The sequence below is a fragment of the Oceanococcus atlanticus genome (genome assembly GCF_002088235.1).
Lineage (GTDB): Bacteria > Pseudomonadota > Gammaproteobacteria > Nevskiales > Oceanococcaceae > Oceanococcus > Oceanococcus atlanticus.
Window position 1 is genome coordinate 1,181,839 of the sequence record NZ_AQQV01000001.1, and the last position, 17,688, is coordinate 1,199,526.

16 protein-coding genes are annotated in these 17,688 nt (G+C 61.6%); 2 read left to right on the top strand and 14 right to left on the bottom strand.

The window, feature by feature from the left end; all coding sequences use genetic code 11:
• Positions 1 to 35 precede the first annotated feature (35 nt).
• From ATO7_RS05560 to fadB, 3 genes are all read right to left on the bottom strand, one after another.
• Positions 36 to 704 (bottom strand): DUF6498-containing protein, encoded by a 669-nt coding sequence (locus ATO7_RS05560; RefSeq protein WP_146680158.1) that lies wholly within the window; start codon positions 702 to 704, stop codon positions 36 to 38.
• A 121-nt stretch (positions 705 to 825) separates the two neighbouring features.
• On the bottom strand, positions 826 to 1,989 hold the full coding sequence (gene fadA / locus ATO7_RS05565) for an acetyl-CoA C-acyltransferase FadA (RefSeq protein ID WP_083560316.1): 1,164 nt from the start codon (positions 1,987 to 1,989) through the stop codon (positions 826 to 828).
• A 19-nt stretch (positions 1,990 to 2,008) separates the two neighbouring features.
• Positions 2,009 to 4,159 carry a fatty acid oxidation complex subunit alpha FadB gene (fadB, locus tag ATO7_RS05570; RefSeq protein ID WP_083560317.1) on the bottom strand — a complete coding sequence of 717 codons (2,151 nt, stop codon included), beginning with the start codon at positions 4,157 to 4,159 and terminating at the stop codon, positions 2,009 to 2,011.
• A gap of 227 nt (positions 4,160 to 4,386) precedes the next feature.
• On the opposite strand from fadB, the gene phaP reads away from it, so the two are divergent.
• On the top strand, positions 4,387 to 5,244 hold the full coding sequence (phaP, locus tag ATO7_RS05575) for a TIGR01841 family phasin (protein WP_083560319.1): 858 nt from the start codon (positions 4,387 to 4,389) through the stop codon (positions 5,242 to 5,244).
• A 61-nt stretch (positions 5,245 to 5,305) separates the two neighbouring features.
• Here phaP and ATO7_RS05580 read toward each other — a convergent pair whose 3' ends face one another.
• The 4 genes from ATO7_RS05580 to ATO7_RS05595 form a co-directional block, all read right to left on the bottom strand.
• Positions 5,306 to 6,013 carry a hypothetical protein gene (locus tag ATO7_RS05580; protein WP_083560321.1) on the bottom strand — a complete coding sequence of 236 codons (708 nt, stop codon included), beginning with the start codon at positions 6,011 to 6,013 and terminating at the stop codon, positions 5,306 to 5,308.
• Between the two features lie 67 nt (positions 6,014 to 6,080).
• Positions 6,081 to 6,971, bottom strand: coding sequence for a GGDEF domain-containing protein (locus tag ATO7_RS05585; protein ID WP_146680159.1), 891 nt, complete (start codon positions 6,969 to 6,971; stop codon positions 6,081 to 6,083).
• Positions 6,972 to 7,020: 49 nt separating this feature from the next.
• Positions 7,021 to 8,031: a GNAT family N-acetyltransferase gene (locus ATO7_RS05590; protein ID WP_083560325.1), complete on the bottom strand. Its 1,011-nt coding sequence runs from the start codon at positions 8,029 to 8,031 to the stop codon at positions 7,021 to 7,023.
• On the bottom strand, positions 8,028 to 8,354 hold the full coding sequence (locus tag ATO7_RS05595) for a TfoX/Sxy family protein (protein ID WP_083560327.1): 327 nt from the start codon (positions 8,352 to 8,354) through the stop codon (positions 8,028 to 8,030). Before ATO7_RS05595 ends, ATO7_RS05590 begins: the two co-directional genes overlap by 4 nt.
• Positions 8,355 to 8,422: 68 nt before the next feature.
• On the opposite strand from ATO7_RS05595, the gene ATO7_RS05600 reads away from it, so the two are divergent.
• Positions 8,423 to 9,445: an SMP-30/gluconolactonase/LRE family protein gene (locus ATO7_RS05600; RefSeq protein ID WP_083560329.1), complete on the top strand. Its 1,023-nt coding sequence runs from the start codon at positions 8,423 to 8,425 to the stop codon at positions 9,443 to 9,445.
• Here the strand turns inward: ATO7_RS05600 and lpdA are convergent.
• The 7 genes from lpdA to ATO7_RS05635 form a co-directional block, all read right to left on the bottom strand.
• Positions 9,416 to 10,816: a dihydrolipoyl dehydrogenase gene (lpdA, locus tag ATO7_RS05605; protein ID WP_083560331.1), complete on the bottom strand. Its 1,401-nt coding sequence runs from the start codon at positions 10,814 to 10,816 to the stop codon at positions 9,416 to 9,418. The two genes, ATO7_RS05600 and lpdA, sit on opposite strands and share 30 nt — an antisense overlap.
• Entirely contained in the window at positions 10,813 to 12,090 is a 1,278-nt protein-coding gene (locus ATO7_RS05610; protein WP_083560333.1) for a dihydrolipoamide acetyltransferase family protein, read from the bottom strand. Before ATO7_RS05610 ends, lpdA begins: the two co-directional genes overlap by 4 nt.
• Positions 12,090 to 13,106, bottom strand: coding sequence for an alpha-ketoacid dehydrogenase subunit beta (locus ATO7_RS05615; RefSeq protein WP_206044799.1), 1,017 nt, complete (start codon positions 13,104 to 13,106; stop codon positions 12,090 to 12,092). The genes ATO7_RS05610 and ATO7_RS05615 overlap by 1 nt, the downstream gene beginning before the upstream one ends.
• A gap of 11 nt (positions 13,107 to 13,117) precedes the next feature.
• Positions 13,118 to 14,347: a thiamine pyrophosphate-dependent enzyme gene (locus ATO7_RS05620; protein ID WP_083560335.1), complete on the bottom strand. Its 1,230-nt coding sequence runs from the start codon at positions 14,345 to 14,347 to the stop codon at positions 13,118 to 13,120.
• A 24-nt stretch (positions 14,348 to 14,371) separates the two neighbouring features.
• Entirely contained in the window at positions 14,372 to 15,421 is a 1,050-nt protein-coding gene (locus ATO7_RS05625) for a Glu/Leu/Phe/Val family dehydrogenase (protein WP_146680160.1), read from the bottom strand.
• A 92-nt stretch (positions 15,422 to 15,513) separates the two neighbouring features.
• Complete coding sequence (gene corA, locus ATO7_RS05630) at positions 15,514 to 16,560, bottom strand: magnesium/cobalt transporter CorA (protein ID WP_083560337.1); 1,047 nt, start codon at positions 16,558 to 16,560, stop codon at positions 15,514 to 15,516.
• Complete coding sequence (locus tag ATO7_RS05635) at positions 16,544 to 17,662, bottom strand: mechanosensitive ion channel family protein (RefSeq protein ID WP_158523064.1); 1,119 nt, start codon at positions 17,660 to 17,662, stop codon at positions 16,544 to 16,546. Before ATO7_RS05635 ends, corA begins: the two co-directional genes overlap by 17 nt.
• Positions 17,663 to 17,688 lie beyond the last annotated feature (26 nt).

The window sequence follows — 17,688 nt, forward strand, 5'->3', positions numbered from 1 at the left end:
AGTCGGGGCGATGTCTTGTCGAGGCGCACAACACATCAACTCGCCGCTGTAGCGTCGCGGGGTACGCCACGCACGGCCCGCCATATCGCGCCTAACGGCAGGAAATACACCCCGAGGAAAACGATCACCGTCGCATACTCGGCGCTGGCCGCCTGGCTGAACCCAATTGCCATAATGATCAGGTGCAATTTGACCACATTGGCATAGGGCGCAGTCATGCCATGGCGCAGTGACGCAGGACGCCGCCATGCCGGCACATGAGACAGCACGCACAGCGCAATGAAGGCGGGGTAGGCCTCAAAACAACGCATCAGGTACGTCTGAGCCTGGACCAGAAGATCTGGCTCCTGACGCCCCCACTCCACCAGCGGGAAGAACAGGTTCAGAAACACGCTGTGAATGACGTGGAACATGCCAAAGTGCACGCTGAAAAAGGCCAGCATGAAGGCAGCCCCCGCGAGCAAAATGGCAAACGCCCCGAGACCACCGCCGCCGCGCGCCGCCAAGGTTGCGCCGCCCCCGATGATCGTGACCAACAGGGTGATGTAGCCGGTGATCAAGCTGGTCGACCACAGCGACCAGACCACATCCCCCGGCCCCCAGCCCTGCACGCTCAGCAGCCATAAGGCAAAGGCATACAGGGCGGTTTCCCAGCCCAAGGTCTGCAGCAGGCTCATTGCACGGGATGTCGATGAAGCGGTCATGGATCTATCGGCCAGTCCCGGCACTGCGGGCAGGTGAAGCCAAAAATGCTAGCCGCATCTTTGGCCAGGCACAAAAAAGCCGGGACAAGCCCGGCTTCTCGTTTTTGCATGCGTGGTTTTGTCAGTCCACTTTTTCCAGAATCGTAGCCACACCCTGGCCCATGCCGATGCACATCGTGGCCAAACCGAACTGCTGGTTCTGCTCGTTCATGATGTGAGCCAACGCACCGGTGATGCGCGAACCCGAGCAACCCAGCGGATGACCCAGCGCAATGGCGCCGCCCTTGAGGTTGACCTTGTCCTGCTGATCCAACAGCTTGAGCTCCTTCATCACGGCCAGCGACTGTGCCGCAAAAGCTTCGTTCAGCTCGATCACACCGATATCCGAGAGCTCCAGCCCGGCACGCTTGAGCGCCTTCTGCGTAGCCGGCACCGGACCACGGCCCATCACCGACGGATCACAGCCGGCACTGGCCATGGCGCGAATCTTGGCCATCGGCTTGAGGCCCAGTTCGTCGGCCTTCTCGCGCGACATCAGCAGCACACCGGAAGCACCATCGGACAGCGCCGAGGAGTTGCCTGCGGTGACCGTGCCACTGGCCGGGTTGAACACCGGGCGCAATTGCGCCAGGCCTTCCAGGCTGGCATCGGCACGCACCACTTCGTCGAAATCGACCAGGGTCGCAGCACCATCAGCAGCATGCCCGGCAACCTTGATCATCTCATTGGCAAACTCGCCATTGGTGTTGGCGCGATAGGCTTTCTTGTGCGAGTTGAGGGCGAATTCGTCCTGCGCTTCGCGCGAAATACCATTCATGGTGCCGAGCAGTTCGGCGGTCAAGCCCATCATGCCCGAGGCTTTGGCCACGTTCACCGACAGGGCCGGATTGGGGTCAACACCGTGGGTCATCGGTACATGGCCCATGTGTTCAACACCACCGCAGATGAACACATCACCCAGGCCCGCGTGAATCGCACCAGCCGCGGTATGAATCGCGGTCATCGACGAACCACACAGACGGTTGACGGTCTGCCCCGACACCTCATGCGGCAGGCCCGCCAGCAGCGAGGCCATGCGGGCGATGTTGAAGCCCTGCTCCAGGGTCTGTTGCACGCAGCCCCAGATCACATCTTCGATGTCCTTGGCGTTGAGTGCCGCGTTGCGCGCCAGCAAAGCCTTGATGACTTCGGCTGACAGATTCTCGGCGCGCACATTGCGGAACACGCCGTTTTTCGAGCGGCCCATCGGGGTGCGGACCGCATCAACAATTACCACTTCAGTCATGGTTTAACTCCGTATCCGTTCAGCCGTAGTAGGTTTCGCCGTTGGCGGCCATTTCACGCATGCGCTCAGTCGGCTCATACAACTTGCCGAGATGGCTGTACTTGGCTGCCATGTCGATGACAGCCTGCAGCCCCAGCGTGTCGGCGTACTTCAGGGCACCACCACGGAACGGCGGGAAACCGATCCCCAGGATCAGGCCCATATCGGCCTCGTTGGGGGTTTCGACAATCTTCTCTTCCAGGCAGCGAGCGGTTTCGATGATCATCGGAATCATCATGCGCTCGACGATCTCCTGCTTGTCGAACTCCTTCACACCGTCCGGCTGAACCTGCTTGAGCATGTCCATCACGCCAGCATCGAAGACCTTCTTGGGACGCCCTTTACGGTCAACTTCGTAGACGTAGTAACCCTTGTCGTTCTTCTGACCGTAACGGGTTTCCTCGTACATCACGTCCAGAGAAGTGCGCTGCTCGGACTTCATGCGATCGGGGAAGCCTTCCGCCATCACTGCCTGAGCATGATGGGCGGTGTCGATACCGACCACGTCGAGCAGGTAGGCCGGGCCCATCGGCCAGCCAAAGCCTTCCATGACCTTGTCGACCTGACGGAAATCAGCACCTTCGTTCATCAGCGCCTGGAAGCCGGCGAAGTACGGGAACAGAATGCGGTTGACCAAAAAGCCCGGGCAGTCGTTGACCACAATCGGGGTCTTGCCCATGGCCGCAGCGTAAGCCACGGTGGTGGCGACGGCCAAATCAGAGGACTTCTCGCCACGGATCACTTCCACCAGCGGCATCTTGTGCACCGGGTTGAAGAAATGCATGCCGCAGAAGTTTTCCGGACGCTTGAGCGCCTGAGCCAGATAGGAAATCGAGATGGTCGAGGTGTTGGAGGTGATGATCGCATCCTCACCAACCTGATCTTCCACTTCGGCCAGCACCGCGTGCTTGACGTTGGGGTTTTCAACCACCGCTTCAACCACGATGTCGACGTCATTGAAATCGCCGTAATTCAGGGTTGCCCGGATGTTGGCCAGGGCCTTGCCCATCTTGACCGCATCGATCTTGCCACGCTCGACCAGCTTGGCTAGCAGCTTGTTGGCTTCGTTCAGGCCCAGTTCGAGCTGCTCGGTCTTGATGTCCTTCATCACGATCGGCGTGCCCTTGGAAGCCGACTGGTAGGCAATACCGCCGCCCATGATGCCGGCACCCAGTACCGCAGCCAGCTCGACCTTGTTGCCGGCTTTGGTTGCGCCCTTGGCTTTCTTCTTGAGCAGCTGGTCATTCAGGAACAGACCGATCAGGCTGGCGGCCACCGACGTCTTGGCCACCGACAAGAAGGCTTCGTGTTCAGCCTTCAGCGCGCCATCACGATCCTTACCCGCGCCTTTCTGAATCGACTTCACAGCCGCCAGCGGGGCCGGGTAGTTCTTGCCGGCCTGGCCTGCGATGAAGCCCTTGGCGGTTTCGAACACCATCATGGATTCGACCATGTTGAGCTTGAGTTTGCCGGTTTTCTGAGCGCGACGGGCCTTCCAGTCGAACTTGCCGTCAATCGCATCCTTGAGCAGCGCCAGCGAGGCATCACGCAACGCATCAACACTGACAACCGCATCGACGGCGTGATTCTTGAGCGCGGCGTCGGCTTTCTGCGGCTTGCCGCTGGCAATCCATTCGATCGCATTGTCAGCGCCGATCAGGCGCGGCAGACGCACGGTGCCACCAAAGCCCGGAATAATGCCAAGCTTCACTTCCGGCAAGCCGATCTGCGCCACATCCGCCATCACGCGGTAGTCGGTCGACAGCGCCATCTCCAAGCCGCCGCCAAAAGCGATGCCGTTGATCGCAGTGACCGACGGGAACGGCAGATCCTCAATCGTGTTGAAGATCGCATTGGACTGCGCGCACCATTCCAGCAACTGCTCATCCGACTGCTTGAAACTCTCACCGAATTCGGTGATATCAGCACCGACGATGAACACTGGCTTGGCGCTGCTGACGAGCAGGCCTTTAACGTCCTTAGCCGCAGCCAGGCTGTCGCCAATCTGTTTCAATTCATCCAGCGTCTGGCGGTCAAACTTGTTGACCGACTCGCCTTGCAGATCAAAGATCAACTCGGCGATCCCATCGCCCAGCATCTTGAGCTGCAGGGACTGTCCCTGAAATTCCATGCTTCGCTCCGTGGTTGGTTGTCATGATCACGGGTGCGTCGCGCGCCCGCGCTTTGTGGACCGCGCATATTACCAGCCAGACACGACAAACCGGTGAATGTAATCTCAGTGACCCGGCTGCGCGCGTATCACATCTCCCTGTGTTTTGACAGTGGCGCGCCCTGCCGCCTACACTGCGGCGGGGTTTTTCCTTTCGCCTGAATAGCTTGCGCACAGGGGGCATCAATATGGCCACGAAGAAGAAGTTGAAGGATCTGAAGTCCAAAGTGGATGAGCTGCGGCTCATCATTTCCAACGGGTTTGAAAAGCTGGTTGACCACGAGCTCAACGGGCTCAAGAACCACTACAAGGAACTGCAGAAAAGTCTCAAGGCAGCAAGCAAGAGTGGCAGCGTCAAAGGCGCAGCCAAGACTCAGCTGGCGATGCTCCAGGAGACCATGGACCGCATTCTGGAGAACCTGCGCGAAACCGCAGACATCATCAATGACACGCGAGCCGAAGTGGCCAAACTGACCGGCGATCCGCCGCCGCCTGCAGCACCGGTAGCGAAAGCTGAAGCCGCGGTCAAAACCACCGTTGCCAAAGCCAAACCTGCGGCCAAGAAGGCCGCCAGCACCGCCAAGACAACAGCGAAGAAAGCCACGGCAAGCGCGTCGACAGCAGCCAAAAAGGCCACCACCACGGCCAAAGCGAAGGCCAAGCCGGCCGCACGCAAGACCACGAAAGCCGCAAGCACAGCAACCAAGAAGGCATCGGCAACGGCCAGCAAAGCCTCGAGCACCGCCAAGAAAGCCGCCAGCACAACGGCGAAGAAGGCCAATACCACGGCCAAGAAAGCCACCACCACCGCGCGCAAGACCGCCACACGCACCAGCACCCAGGCGAAAAAAGCTGGCACCACAGCGCGTAAAACTGCAACAACAGCTGCAAAGAAAGCGACGACGACGGCCAAGAAGGCCTCATCAACAGCCAAGTCAACGGCAACCAGCGCACGCAAAAACGTGACCTCACGTGCACGCGCCGCGACCTCACGGGCCAAGGCTGCAACCACGCAAGCCAAGACCACGCCGGAAAAAGGCAGCTAGTTTCAACGGACGTACAAAAAGCGGTGCCCGCCACGCGGTGCACCGCTTTTTTTATGCCCGCTTAAACCCGCTCAAGCACCCAGGGCTCAACGCGGTCGTGCTCATCAAACCATACCGGCAGAACCAGTTGTGGCCAGCCTCCTGCTTCGCGCAGGCTGCCCAGACCAAAGGCAAAATCACCAGCCAGCGCACAGCCTTCCACCTCCATGGAAACGGCATAGACGTTGCGCCCCGCATGGGGAACGGCAACATGGCCGAAATAGGCACAACCGGCGTCATCGTAGCCCTCGATCCAGCCGTCTTCATCCACCGACAAGCTGATCTTTAAGGCGGCACTGTCGAGGTAATAAAGCCCTGCAATCTGCGCGTAGGACGCGTGCTGGTAGGATTGATCTGCGTTGTAGAAAAGACTAAGCGCCGCATCCTCACGCTTGCCATAGAGGTCCGCTTCAATACTGTCGCCGCTGCGGGCCTGCCCACGCAGTTGGTAATCGCGATCGCGCGCGCCGAACTCATCACGCGCGGCATACAAGCCTTGCAAACGCCCGTTCTCAAGGCGTAATTCACCACTGTGTGCACGCTTGCCATCATGACTGACAGCCAGCATCAGGCCGTCCAGCACGTGAGCCTGCAAGGATTCATGCTGCTGGGCATCGCTGACCACACCACGCCATACGCCATTCAATGCAGCCGTGTCCTGCTCATCCGAATCCGGCGCCTGACACGCCGACAACCCCGCCAGTGCCGCCACCACAAGAACCAAACGCATAAGCCGTATCCATCGGAATGTGCAAGTTCAACGCAGCGTGGGCGGCCGCGTTGACCCGGCACCGTATTCAGATCCGACTGACTTTGGCTGGCGTCACCGGCGTGGCTGCCATGACCCGGTTTCGGCCGGCACGCTTTGCTGCATAGAGTGCCTCGTCTGCGCGTGACAACATATCGGCCAACTCGCCCTGACCTGCCCGCGCACTGGCCACACCGATCGACACCGTGGCCTCAACCTGATGACCCTGAACCCGAGCACAATCGGCCTGCACCGCTTCACGCAGCAACTCGGCCAGCGCCTCGGCCTGTTGCGGTTTGAGCTGCGGCATGATCACGGCAAACTCCTCACCGCCGTAACGTCCGAAATGACATTGCGGCGGCAGGTGACGCTTGACCGCCCGACACAGCTGACGCAGCGTTTCGTCGCCAATCAAATGTCCGTGTTCATCATTGACCTGTTTGAAGCGGTCAACATCCATCAGCGCCACCGACACGTAAGGCACCGGGGTCTCATGTGGCGCCGGATGGCAGGCCACTTCACCCCAGGCAATCACGCTGCGCCGATTGAGTGCGCCGGTCAGCATGTCCAGCGTTGACAAACGGGCCAACTCGGCACGCGTAGCCTCAAGACGCTGCAACAGAGAGAACACCGCAATCAACGTGGGCGCACCTAACACAAACGGAATCATGGTGGTGTTGAGCAGGCCGGTCACGCCGATCGGGTCACCGGTCAGATAATGTGCGAGCGAGGCCAGCGCCACCGACATGGCGGACAAAGCGGCACAGGCCAGGAAGATCGATCCACCCATGCCAACGCGCTCGATCACCCGCAGCAAACGCGAGGAATGCGACGAAGAAGCCAGTTCCAGAAAGCCAGGCTGGCTGGGCGGCATGTCCGGCTGCAAAGCGGCGCCGGGATTGTTCTTATCGATCATGACCTGACCATACGTACGGTTCACCTTGCTATACGCAAGATCGCACAGAATCCGGACAAGGTCGCGGTTTTTTTCAGCGCGCGTAGGCCGAATGGCTGCGAGCCTGCTCCAGATAACGCTCGATCTCGGTGCGCTCCTGCTCAAAAGCGCGAGCCAGCGCACGCTGGAAACGCGCGTCGGCAAACCAGTGCGCCGAGCGGCTCAGCTCCGCCTCAAAACCGCGCAGAATGCGGTGACTGCCCTGCACACCGGCATCGAAGGTGGTCAACCCATGAGCCAGGCAGTATTCGATGCCCTGGTAGTAACACAGCTCGAAATGCAGCTTGTCAGCGGCCAAACTGCTGCCCCAGTGGCGACCGTAGAGGGTGTCGTGATCGCGAAAGAAGAACGCCATCGCAACAAGCTCGCCATCGCGGCGCGCCACGCAAAACACGAATTGCTCGGCCAGGTCACGCGCCCAAGCCCGCAGACAGCTGGCCTCAAGGTAGGCCGCCTGACCGCGCACCGCGTAGGTATGGGTGTAGAGCCGATACAGTTGCTGCCATTCCTCGGCGCTGAATTCACCGGCATCCTGCCAGCGGATGTCGAGGCCCAGCGCGGCCACACTGCGCCGTTCTGCACGAATGTTCTTGCGCTTCTTGCTCGCCAGGGCAGACAAAAAGCCTTCGAAATCAGCAAAACCACGATCACGCCAGACATAGCGCAAATCCTGGCGGGCCAGCCAGCCAGCCTGGGTCAAGGCCTCGATATCCTCGGTCTGGGCGAACAGCACATGCGCGGATGATGCCTCATGCTCCGCCACGGCCTGCTCAAGCGCGGGCGCCGTCAACCCGCACAGACGCGGGCCGCTGACCGGGGTAAAGGGCACGGCCAGAACCAGGCGCGGGTAGTACTCCATGCCAACCTGCCGGTAGGCATTGGCGATTTCGAAATCAAACACGAACTCGCCCCAGGAATGGCTTTTGAGGTAGGCCATGGGGGCAAGCTCAGGCAGGTGCTGCCAACCGCTCTCCGGCGCAGCACTGCCACTGCCGTGCAAGGCATCCAGATAGGCCGGCTGTATGAACAGCTCGCCATGACTCATGTTTTACGCCCCCGCACAGCTGCATCCAGCGCCAGCCGTCCCCAGTAGCGCGCCGCATCCGGGTCGTCAAAAATCTCCTCCGGCGCGCGGTGGTAGGACAGGGTCACGGGCTGGGCCTTGCGCTGGTAGACGAAAGGCTCAAGCTCCTTCTCCTCGAACGCGGCGCGGTTGTGGTCGTCCACTTTCAGGTACACCACCTCGTCAGCGACCAGCGCAAACATCAGCCCGTCGCAGAACAGACCGGCGCCTCCAAACATGCGCCGCACCGAGACATCACCCAGGTGAGAAAACTGCTCGCGCAGAAAATCACTGAAGTCACTCATTGCGTCTTGGCGTTTTCACCCTAGAATCCGGACACAAAGTGTAACCGCGCACTTTCTCTGGGGAGACCATGACAAGAACATACGCCATTGCGGCCAGCCTGCTGACCGCAACACTTACCGCCTGCGGCGCCGATCGCGGCCCCGACAACAACATCGTCGATGCGCAAGACCTGTGCGTGAACTCCGCCTGCGGCGAGGTCATCGAACTGGTCAACATCCCGGATGCGGAGAACATTCACTTCACGCCTGAAGGCCGTTTGTTCGTCACCGGCGGCAGCAACGCCTATGAGGTCATTCAGCACAGCGACGACAGTTTTGAAGCCGTACCGCTGACCGAAGCAGGCTGCAACTTCACTGGCATGGCGCAAAAACAACAGACCCTGTACGTGGTCTGCGGCGACGGCCAGTTGTTTGCCGCACCGCTGGACGACGTGGCCAGCCTGGCGCCGATCTTCCAGATGCAGGGCATGTGCATCGCCAATGGCGCAGCGCTGGGGCCGGATGGTGAACTGTATGTGGTCGATGAACCACTGAACCCGGTCTGCCTGCCACCCGAGCCCAAGATTGTGCGCCTGCGCATCGATCCGGCTGACAACATGACCATCCTCGGTCAGGAAACCTGGGTTGATGGCGCCGTGCTGGGCCTGCTGCCCTTCGGTGTAGGCAACCAGCCGCGCTTTCCCAACGGCCTGGCGGTCAGCGGGCAGCGTTTTTTCAGCACCGACGGCGGCAGCATCTTCTACGTTGATCTGCTCGACGATGGCAGTGCCGGGCCGGTCACACCGATCGCCTTCAATGTGGCGATCCACGATGACCTGAGTATCGCTGGCGACACCTTGCTGGTCACCGATTTTCTCGGCGGGCGCATTCTTCAGATGTCGTTTGACGGTGAAATTCTGCAGAACACCAATCTGCTGACCTTTGATTTTCCGTCCGCCGTGCAGCTGGCGCGGCCTCCCATGTTCCGCGCCGACGACATCCTGGTCACGGAAAAAGGCGTGTTGCTGGAACAGAACCTGCCGATTGATGTGCTCAGCGTGTTCCGACGCAGCGGGTCAGGCTCAGAAATGGATGGCCTGACCCAGCGCTGACAACGCGGCTTCATGGAAGGCTTCGCTGAGCGTCGGGTGCACATGGATGGTGCCGGCGATGTCATCCAGACGTGCGCCCATTTCCAGGGCGTGGGCAAATTCGCCGGAGAGCTCCGAGACATGCCGGCCAACCGCATGTATGCCAAGCACCAGATGGTTGTCGGCGCGCGCGGTGATGCGCACGAATCCGCCATCCGCCCCGGCATCCATACTCAGGGCACGGCCATTGGCGCGTAACGGAAACTCTCCAACGATGATGTCCTGCCCCTGGGCCCGGGCATCATCCGGACTCAGCCCTACACCAACGATTTCCGGCTCGGTGAAACACACGGCCGCAATCGCACGCGGCTCGAAAGCCCGCTTATGCCCGGCGATCAACTCGGCCACCATCTCGCCCTGGGCACTGGCCTTGTGCGCCAGCATGGGCTCGCCGACCAGATCACCGATCGCATAGACCCCTCTGACCGAGGTGCGGCACGCCTCATCCACTTTGACGAACACGCCAGCGCGCTCGACCGGCATATTCTCCAGCCCCCAACCGGCCGTGTTGGGCTGGCGCCCGACGGTGACCAGCACTTTTTCCGCCGCTACGCTGATCTCGCCGCCCGCGGTTTGCGCCAGCAGCGCGTGATCGGTGAGCGCGGACGCCTTGGCTTCAAGGTGAATGTCGATGTCATGACGGCGCAGCCAGTCTTCCACCGGCTTGACCAAGGCTTGGTCATACAACGGCAGGATACGATCCTGCGCCTCCACCAGACTCACCTTGCAGCCCAGTTTGGCAAACGCAATACCCAGTTCCAAACCGATGTATCCCGCCCCCACCACAGCCATGGAGGCCGGCAGCGCCGGCAAATCCAGTGCCTCGGTTGAAGACAGCACGCGCTCGCCATCAAACGGCATATGCGGCAGGCCGCAGGCCACAGAGCCGGTCGCCAGAATGACCTGCTCGGCACGGATGCGCAGCGCACCCTCGGCGCTTGCGACCACACAATGCTTGGCATCCTCGAACTGCGCCCAGCCCGCCACCACGCGCACACCAGCGCGCTTGAGCAAGCCGGCAACACCGCTGTTGAGACGATCGACCACGCTGTTCTTCCATTGCACGGCATAGGCCATGTCGAACTGCGGCATGCTGCTAAGCCGGATACCCTGATGGCCCTGACCGACATGGACCAGCATCTCCTCCAGTTTGCCGGCCACGTGAATCATGGCCTTGGAGGGTATGCAGCCGCGCATCAGGCAAGTGCCGCCCAGCCGGTCGGCTTCCACCAGGGTGGTCTTGAGACCAAGCTGACCGGCCCGGATAGCGGCCACGTAGCCGCCCGGGCCACCTCCCACCACCAGCACCTGGGTGTCCACCTGCTGACTCATGACCACTCCTGCATGAACAGCAGCGCGGGCGTTTCCAGCAGCTGCTTGATGCGTTGTATGAACGACGCCGCATCCCAACCGTCGACGATGCGGTGATCGAAGGAGGACGACACATTCATCATCAGGCGCGGCACCACCATGCCGTTCTGGATCACCGGCCGCTCGACCATTTTGTTGACCCCGACGATGGCCACCTCAGGCGCGTTGATCACCGGGGTAGAGACGATACCGCCCAGCGGCCCCAGGCTGGATATGGTGATCGACGAGCCAGACAACTCCTCACGCTTGGCCGTGCCGCTGCGCGCTGCGTCGGCCAGACGTTTGAGCTCCGCCGCCATGGCCCAGATGTCCAGGGTTTCCGCGTGCCGCACCACGGGCACGACCAGGCCATTGTCGGTCTGCGCTGCGATGCCGATGTGCAGCGCGGCGATCTGGTGCAGCACGCCGGCCTCGTCATCAAATTGCGCGTTGATCTGCGGGAATTCGGGGGCCACCTTGACCAGTGCCTGCATCAGAAAAGGCAGCATGGTCAGCTTGGCCTGATTCTCGGTGCGCTGCGCATTGAGTTGCTGGCGCAGCTTCTCCAGCTCGGTGACATCGCATTCCTCGACATAGGCGAAATGCGGGATGCGCTGCTTGGCCCGCTGCATCGCCTCGGCGATCTTGCGTCGCACACCGATCACCTTCACGGACTCCACCGCCATGCGCGGCGCACGCCCCGCGCTTGCTGCGCCCGCGCCGTTGACGTGAGCATCCAGATCATCGTGGCTGATACGCCCCGCGGGTCCGCTGCCGCGCACCTTGGCAAGCTCGATACCCAGCTCACGAGCCCGTTTGCGCACAGCGGGTGAGGCCAGCGGCTTTTCACCCGGTGGTCGCGGTGCTGATGCACTTGCGGACGCCGTCGCGTCGCGGCGCGGCGAAGGGCTGACAACAGCCGGGCTGCCCCCGCTGTCGGCTTTGTTATCAGCCGACTGCGGCGTTAACTCAGGCTCCGGCGCCGCACTCGCATCTGCCTCAAGCGGTGCCCCGCCGGCCACTTCGATCAGCACCAGCGGTCCGCCCACGGCAACCAGATCCCCGGCCGCTCCCTTGAGCTCGAGTATCTTGCCGGCCACCGGCGAAGGAATCTCCACCGCAGCCTTTTCAGTGAGCATGTCGCACAGCGGCTGATCCTCGACGATGTCATCGCCGACAGCGACCTTCCACTCGGCGATTTCAGCCTCGGCGATGCCCTCACCAATATCCGGCAGTTTGAAGGTATGCACGCCCATTACGCCGCCTCCATGACCCGTTGCAAGGCTTCCTTGAGGCGCTTGGGCCCGGGGAAATATTCCCATTCAAAGGCATGCGGGTAAGGCGTATCCCAGCCGGTGACCCGCTCGATCGGCGCCTCCAGATGATAGAAGCAGTACTCCTGAACTTCGGCAATCAGTTCGGCACCGAAACCGGAGGTGCGGGTCGCCTCGTGGATCACCACGCAACGGCCGGTCTTCTTGACCGACGCCACGATGGTGTCGATGTCCAGCGGGATGATGCTGCGCAGGTCGATGATTTCGGCGTCGATTTCGGTTTCCGCCACCGCAGCTTCAGCCACGTGCACCATGGTGCCGTAAGCCAGCACGGTAACGGCGGCACCGGGCCGCACGATCTTGGCCTGACCCAGCGGGATGGCGTAATAGTCCTCGGGCACCTCGCCCAGCGGGTGCTTGGACCAGGGCGTCAAAGGCCGGTCGTGGTAACCCTCGAACGGGCCGTTGTAGATCCGCTTGGGCTCGAAGAACAGCACCGGATCATCATCCTCGATCGCGCTGATCAGCAGGCCTTTGGCGTCGTACGGGTTGGACGGAATCACGGTCTTCAGGCCGCATACGTGGGAAAACACCCCTTCCGGCGACTGGCTGTGGGTCTGTCCACCGTAGATGCCACCACCGACCGGCGAACGCACCGTGATCGGGGCGTGAAACTCGCCGGCGGAGCGATAACGCAGGCGCGCCGCCTCGGAAACCAGCTGGTCAAAGGCCGGGTAGATGTAGTCGGCGAACTGGATTTCCGCCACCGGGCGCAGGCCATACACCCCCATGCCGATGGCCATGCCAAGAATGCCGGACTCGGAAATCGGCGTGTCGAAACAGCGCTGCTTGCCGTATTTCTGCTGCAAACCGGCGGTGGCGCGAAACACCCCACCGAAGTAACCCACGTCCTCACCGAAAGTGAGCACATCCGGGTCCCTGCTCATCATGATGTCCAGCGCCGAGTTGATCGCCTGGATCATGTTCATGCGTGCCATGCGAACGCTCCTCAATAGCCGGCCTGCTGACGTTGCCGCCGCAGATGGATGGGCAATTCCTTGAACACGTCATCAAACATACTGGCCGGACTGCACGGGGCGGTGCCCAGGGTGCCGTGGCTTTCGGCCTCCTTGAGGTCGGCCAGGACCTGCGCGTCCAGTTCCTCCTGCAAGGCGGCATGGCGCTGCTCATCCCACTCACCGCACCCCATCAGATGCTGTTTAAGACGTTCGATCGGATCACCCAGCGGCCAGCTGGTGGCCTCGGCGGCGGAACGATAGGCACTGGGATCATCCGAGGTGGAATGCGCCGCCACCCGATAGGTGTACAGCTCGATCAGGGTGGGGCCGAGATTGCGCCTGGCGCGTTCGGCGGCCCAGCGGGTCACCGCATAGACCGCAAGAAAATCGTTGCCGTCGACACGCAGCCCCGGTATGCCGTAGCCGATGGCGCGCGCGGCGAAGGTCGACTGTTCACCTCCGGCGATGGCCTGAAAGCTGGAGATGGCGTACTGATTGTTGGTGATATTGAGCACCACCGGCGCCTGATACACCGAGGCGAAGGTCAGGGCATTGTGGAAGTCCGACTCGGCCGTGGTGCCCTCGCCGATCCAGGCCGCAGCGATGCGGCTATCGCCCTTGTACGCCGAGGCCATGGCCCAGCCCACAGCTTGCGGATACTGGGTGCACAGGTTGCCGGAGATGGAAAAGAAGTTGGCATCGGCAACCGAGTACAGCACCGGCAGCTGACGGCCCTTGGTGCGGTCCTTGGGGTTGTTGAAGATCTGGCACATCAGATCCACCAAGGGCCACTCACGCGCCACCAGCATCGATTGCTGGCGGTAGCTGGTGAACAGCATGTCGTCATCGTCCAGCGCATAGGCCTGAGCCACCCCACAGGCTTCCTCGCCCGTGCACTGCATGTAGAACGAGGTTTTGCCCTGACGCTGGGTCTTGAGCATGCGTGCATCAAATGCGCGGGTCAGCATCATGTGACGCAAGCCACGCCGCAGGGTCTCGGGATCAAGCTGTGGATCCCACTCGCCAACAGCACGTTGCGCGTCATCCAGCACCCGGATCAGGGTGAAGGGGTAGTCGCGCAGCTGATCATCCGGCGTGTCCACAGCAGGCCGCGGCACGCTTCCGGCATCGACGATGATGAACTCGGAAAAATCCGGTTCCTCACCCGGTCGAGCCGGTGGTTCAGGGATGTGCAGCTTGAGTTTTGTTTTATCGGTCATGTCTCCTCCGGCTGCGGATTGGCTTCAGCTTGAACGCCCGAGTTTGTCTCGGGCCAGCGCATCCGCAATTTCGTTGGGGGGGTGTTTTTCGCGCTGCGAGCGTTGGAAAATCTCGGCTAGGCGCGGCCCGATGTCGGCCACCCGAGCATCCACTTCCGCCGCGCTCAAGCCACCGATGTACTCGGCCGAGCAACTGATGATGCCGCCGGCGTTGATGACGTAGTCCGGGGCATACAGAATGCCGCGCTCGAACAGGCGCTGACCGTCGGCATCACGCAGCAGCTGGTTGTTGGCCGCACCGGCGACGATGCGCGCTTGCAGACGCGGAATGCTGTCGCTGTGCAGCACCCCTCCAAGGGCACAGGGGGCCAGCACATCAACGTCCTGGTAAAGAATCTCGTCGACCGCAACCGGGGTGGCATCAAAACGCTGGCAAACCTGCGCCACCGCTTCGTCATCGATGTCCGCCACCCACAGGCGTGCACCCGCCTCATGCAGCAGCGCACACAGGTGGCGCCCCACATTGCCCAGGCCTTGCACCGCCACGCGTAAGCCGTCCAGGTCCTGGCGACGCAAACTGGCGCTGACCGCAGCCTGAATGCCACAGAACACACCCAGGGCAGTTTTCGGCGAGGGATCACCACCGGCGGCATCACCGTTCTGAGGCAGACCGCTGACATAACGGGTATGACGCGCCACGATCTGCATATCGGCCTCACACACGCCGACATCTTCAGCCGTGACGTACTGCCCGGCGAGTCCGTTGACGGCACGCCCGAAAGCCTCGAACAAGGCCTCGCTCTTGTCTTGCCGCGCGTCCCCCAGGATCACCGCCTTGCCGCCGCCCAAAGGCAGATTCGCCATGGCGTTCTTATAGCTCATGCCGCGCGACAGGCGCAGCACGTCCTGCAGGGCGGCGTCCTCGGAGGCGTAGTTCCACATCCGACAACCGCCCGCACCCGGCCCCAGCGCGCTGGAATGGACAGCGATGATGCCGCGCAAGCCCGAGTCGACATCGCGCACAAAGTGCACAAGCTCATGCTCGTCGTAGGCGGAATGGCTGAACAGCGACATCCAGTCTCCTTAAATACAGTTATGTATATTACAGCACGAAAGCGTACGCTGATCGCTCACGATTGCCAAGAGCACGCGATTCCGGAAGGGGTTTAAATCCAGCGCTTGCGACGGAAGAAAATCAGCACTCCGGCGACCACCGACACCATCACGCCCCAGACGAACAGATAACCGAACTTCCAGCCCAGCTCGGGCAGGTTGTAGGGGCTGTCGGTGTTGAAGTTCATGCCGTACAGACCAACCAGAAACGACAGCGGCACGAACACCGTGGACATCACGGTCAGCACCTTCATCACATCATTCATGCGATGGCTGATCAGGGCCAGATGGGTGTTCAGCAAATCCGCCGCACTTTCGCGCAAAAAGGCCAGCCCTTCGGCGTAGCGGTCGGCATGATCCAGACAGTCGCGCCAGAAAACATGCTGGTCAGCAATGCCATCGATCTGGTCGCTGTCGAGCAGCTCACGCACCACCTCCTGCTGGCGCTGCGCCTGGCGCAGCAGGGCCGACAGCTGGCGTCGCACGCTGTAGATGTCGCGGCTGAGATCGGCATGCGCCTCCTCGACCCGCTCCTCAAGCTCGTAGAGGTGCTCGGTGATGCTGCTGATCAGTGGAAACCCCAGATCCACGGTCAGATCCATCAGTGCGTAGAGCAGATAGTCCGCTCCACCGGCGCGAATCACTCCGCGCCCGGCTTCAAGGCGCCGCCGTACCGGATCAAAGAGATCACCGCGATCATGCAAAGAGATCACCAGATGCGGCCGAATGAACAGGCTGAGCTGCTCGAAGCGGGCGCCGGCATCCTCGACCGTCGGAATCTGCAAGACCGCGAAGGCATGATCGTCGAACTGCTCGAGCTTGGGTTTCTGCCCCTGATGCTGCACATCCTCCAGCGCCAGCCGATGCAATCCGTAGGCGGCGCCCAGGGCATCCAGCCCGCGCGTGCCCGGCACACCGAGGATGTCCAGCCACAGGCAATGCTGCTCGGGTATGGCCGGCAATTCGGAAAAGTCCTGCAGCTCGCCCTGCTCCAGGGTTTCGCCGTCGTAGCGGGTCCACAATATGCGCACGCGGCTGTGCTGCTCGAACAGCATGCCGGGACGCTGGCCCGGCTTGATCGCATCAGTCTTGGCCCACATCGCTCTTCATCCATACGTCGCGTTGGGGGAACGGTATCACCACCCCGTGCTCACGGAACACCTTGTCGATGGCAAAGCGCAAGTCACTGCCGACGCGGCCGCGCAGGTTGACGTCGCGGATGTAGGTGCGCAGCTCGAAGTTGAGCGAACTGTCACCGAAGCTGACGAAATACGCGTGCGTGTCGGGCACTCCCGGCGTGCCCAGCGGCAGGGTTGCCTCATGCGCCAGCCCGGCCTTGACCAGCAGCTCGCGAACCAGCTCGGTATCCGAGCCATAGGCCACTCCGACACTGATCACCACCCGGGTAAACGGATCGCGCAAGCGCCAGTTGTAAACCGCCGAGGCGATCAGTTCGGAATTCGGCACCACCACGCTGACCCGATCGAGGGTTTCGATTTCGGTGGCACGGATATGAATCTTGCGCACCTCGCCTTCGACGCTACCGACCCGCACATAGTCGCCGCGGCGTACCGGCCGCTCGCTGAGCAGAATCAGTCCGGAGACAAAGTTGTTGACGATGTTCTGCAAGCCGAAACCGATCCCCACCGACAGGGCACCGGCCACGATGGCCAGATTGGTCAGATTGAACCCGGCGGCCGACAAGCCGATGAGGATGGCCAGCACGAATCCGACATAGCCCAGCATGGTGGCCACCGATTCACTGGTGGCGGTATCGAACTGGCGCAGTTTGATCAGGCGCCGCTCGATCAGCGCGCGCAACATCCTGGCCAGGGAAATCAGCACCACCGCCAACATCACGCCAAACAGCAGGCGCACCGGCACCACATGGATGCCGGCCACATTGAAGCCGGCCTGGGCAAGGCGCTTGAGCACATCCGAGGCCACCTGCTGCATGCCCAAGGCGTGCAGGCTGAGCAAGCCGGCGCCGCACCACAGCAGGCACATCAGTGACCAGTGCAGCCACACCAGCTCGCTCATGCGCTGGCCCGGCTGCAGATGCAGGGCCGCGGTAATACGCTGGGCCCAGCTGGCCTGCAGACCCGGCAGACGCCGGATCAGCACAAACGACAGGATATGCAGCAACGCCGCTGCACCGACGATGGCAGCAACGGACAACCAGGGGGACATTGCTTCGGGCATGCGAATGACGGCGTGATCAGATCGCC

Bases quoted from the DNA above. Each gene is read 5' to 3' on its own strand.
- ATO7_RS05560 (WP_146680158.1), bottom strand. From the start codon at position 704: ATGACCGCTTCATCGACATCCCGTGCAATGAGCCTGCTGCAGACCTTG.
- fadA (WP_083560316.1), bottom strand. From the start codon at position 1,989: ATGACTGAAGTGGTAATTGTTGATGCGGTCCGCACCCCGATGGGCCGC.
- fadB (WP_083560317.1), bottom strand. From the start codon at position 4,159: ATGGAATTTCAGGGACAGTCCCTGCAGCTCAAGATGCTGGGCGATGGG.
- phaP (WP_083560319.1), top strand. From the start codon at position 4,387: ATGGCCACGAAGAAGAAGTTGAAGGATCTGAAGTCCAAAGTGGATGAG.
- ATO7_RS05580 (WP_083560321.1), bottom strand. From the start codon at position 6,013: ATGCGTTTGGTTCTTGTGGTGGCGGCACTGGCGGGGTTGTCGGCGTGT.
- ATO7_RS05590 (WP_083560325.1), bottom strand. From the start codon at position 8,031: ATGAGTCATGGCGAGCTGTTCATACAGCCGGCCTATCTGGATGCCTTG.
- ATO7_RS05595 (WP_083560327.1), bottom strand. From the start codon at position 8,354: ATGAGTGACTTCAGTGATTTTCTGCGCGAGCAGTTTTCTCACCTGGGT.
- ATO7_RS05600 (WP_083560329.1), top strand. From the start codon at position 8,423: ATGACAAGAACATACGCCATTGCGGCCAGCCTGCTGACCGCAACACTT.
- lpdA (WP_083560331.1), bottom strand. From the start codon at position 10,816: ATGAGTCAGCAGGTGGACACCCAGGTGCTGGTGGTGGGAGGTGGCCCG.
- ATO7_RS05610 (WP_083560333.1), bottom strand. From the start codon at position 12,090: ATGGGCGTGCATACCTTCAAACTGCCGGATATTGGTGAGGGCATCGCC.
- ATO7_RS05615 (WP_206044799.1), bottom strand. From the start codon at position 13,106: ATGGCACGCATGAACATGATCCAGGCGATCAACTCGGCGCTGGACATC.
- ATO7_RS05620 (WP_083560335.1), bottom strand. From the start codon at position 14,347: ATGACCGATAAAACAAAACTCAAGCTGCACATCCCTGAACCACCGGCT.
- ATO7_RS05625 (WP_146680160.1), bottom strand. From the start codon at position 15,421: ATGTCGCTGTTCAGCCATTCCGCCTACGACGAGCATGAGCTTGTGCAC.
- corA (WP_083560337.1), bottom strand. From the start codon at position 16,560: ATGTGGGCCAAGACTGATGCGATCAAGCCGGGCCAGCGTCCCGGCATG.
- ATO7_RS05635 (WP_158523064.1), bottom strand. From the start codon at position 17,662: ATGCCCGAAGCAATGTCCCCCTGGTTGTCCGTTGCTGCCATCGTCGGT.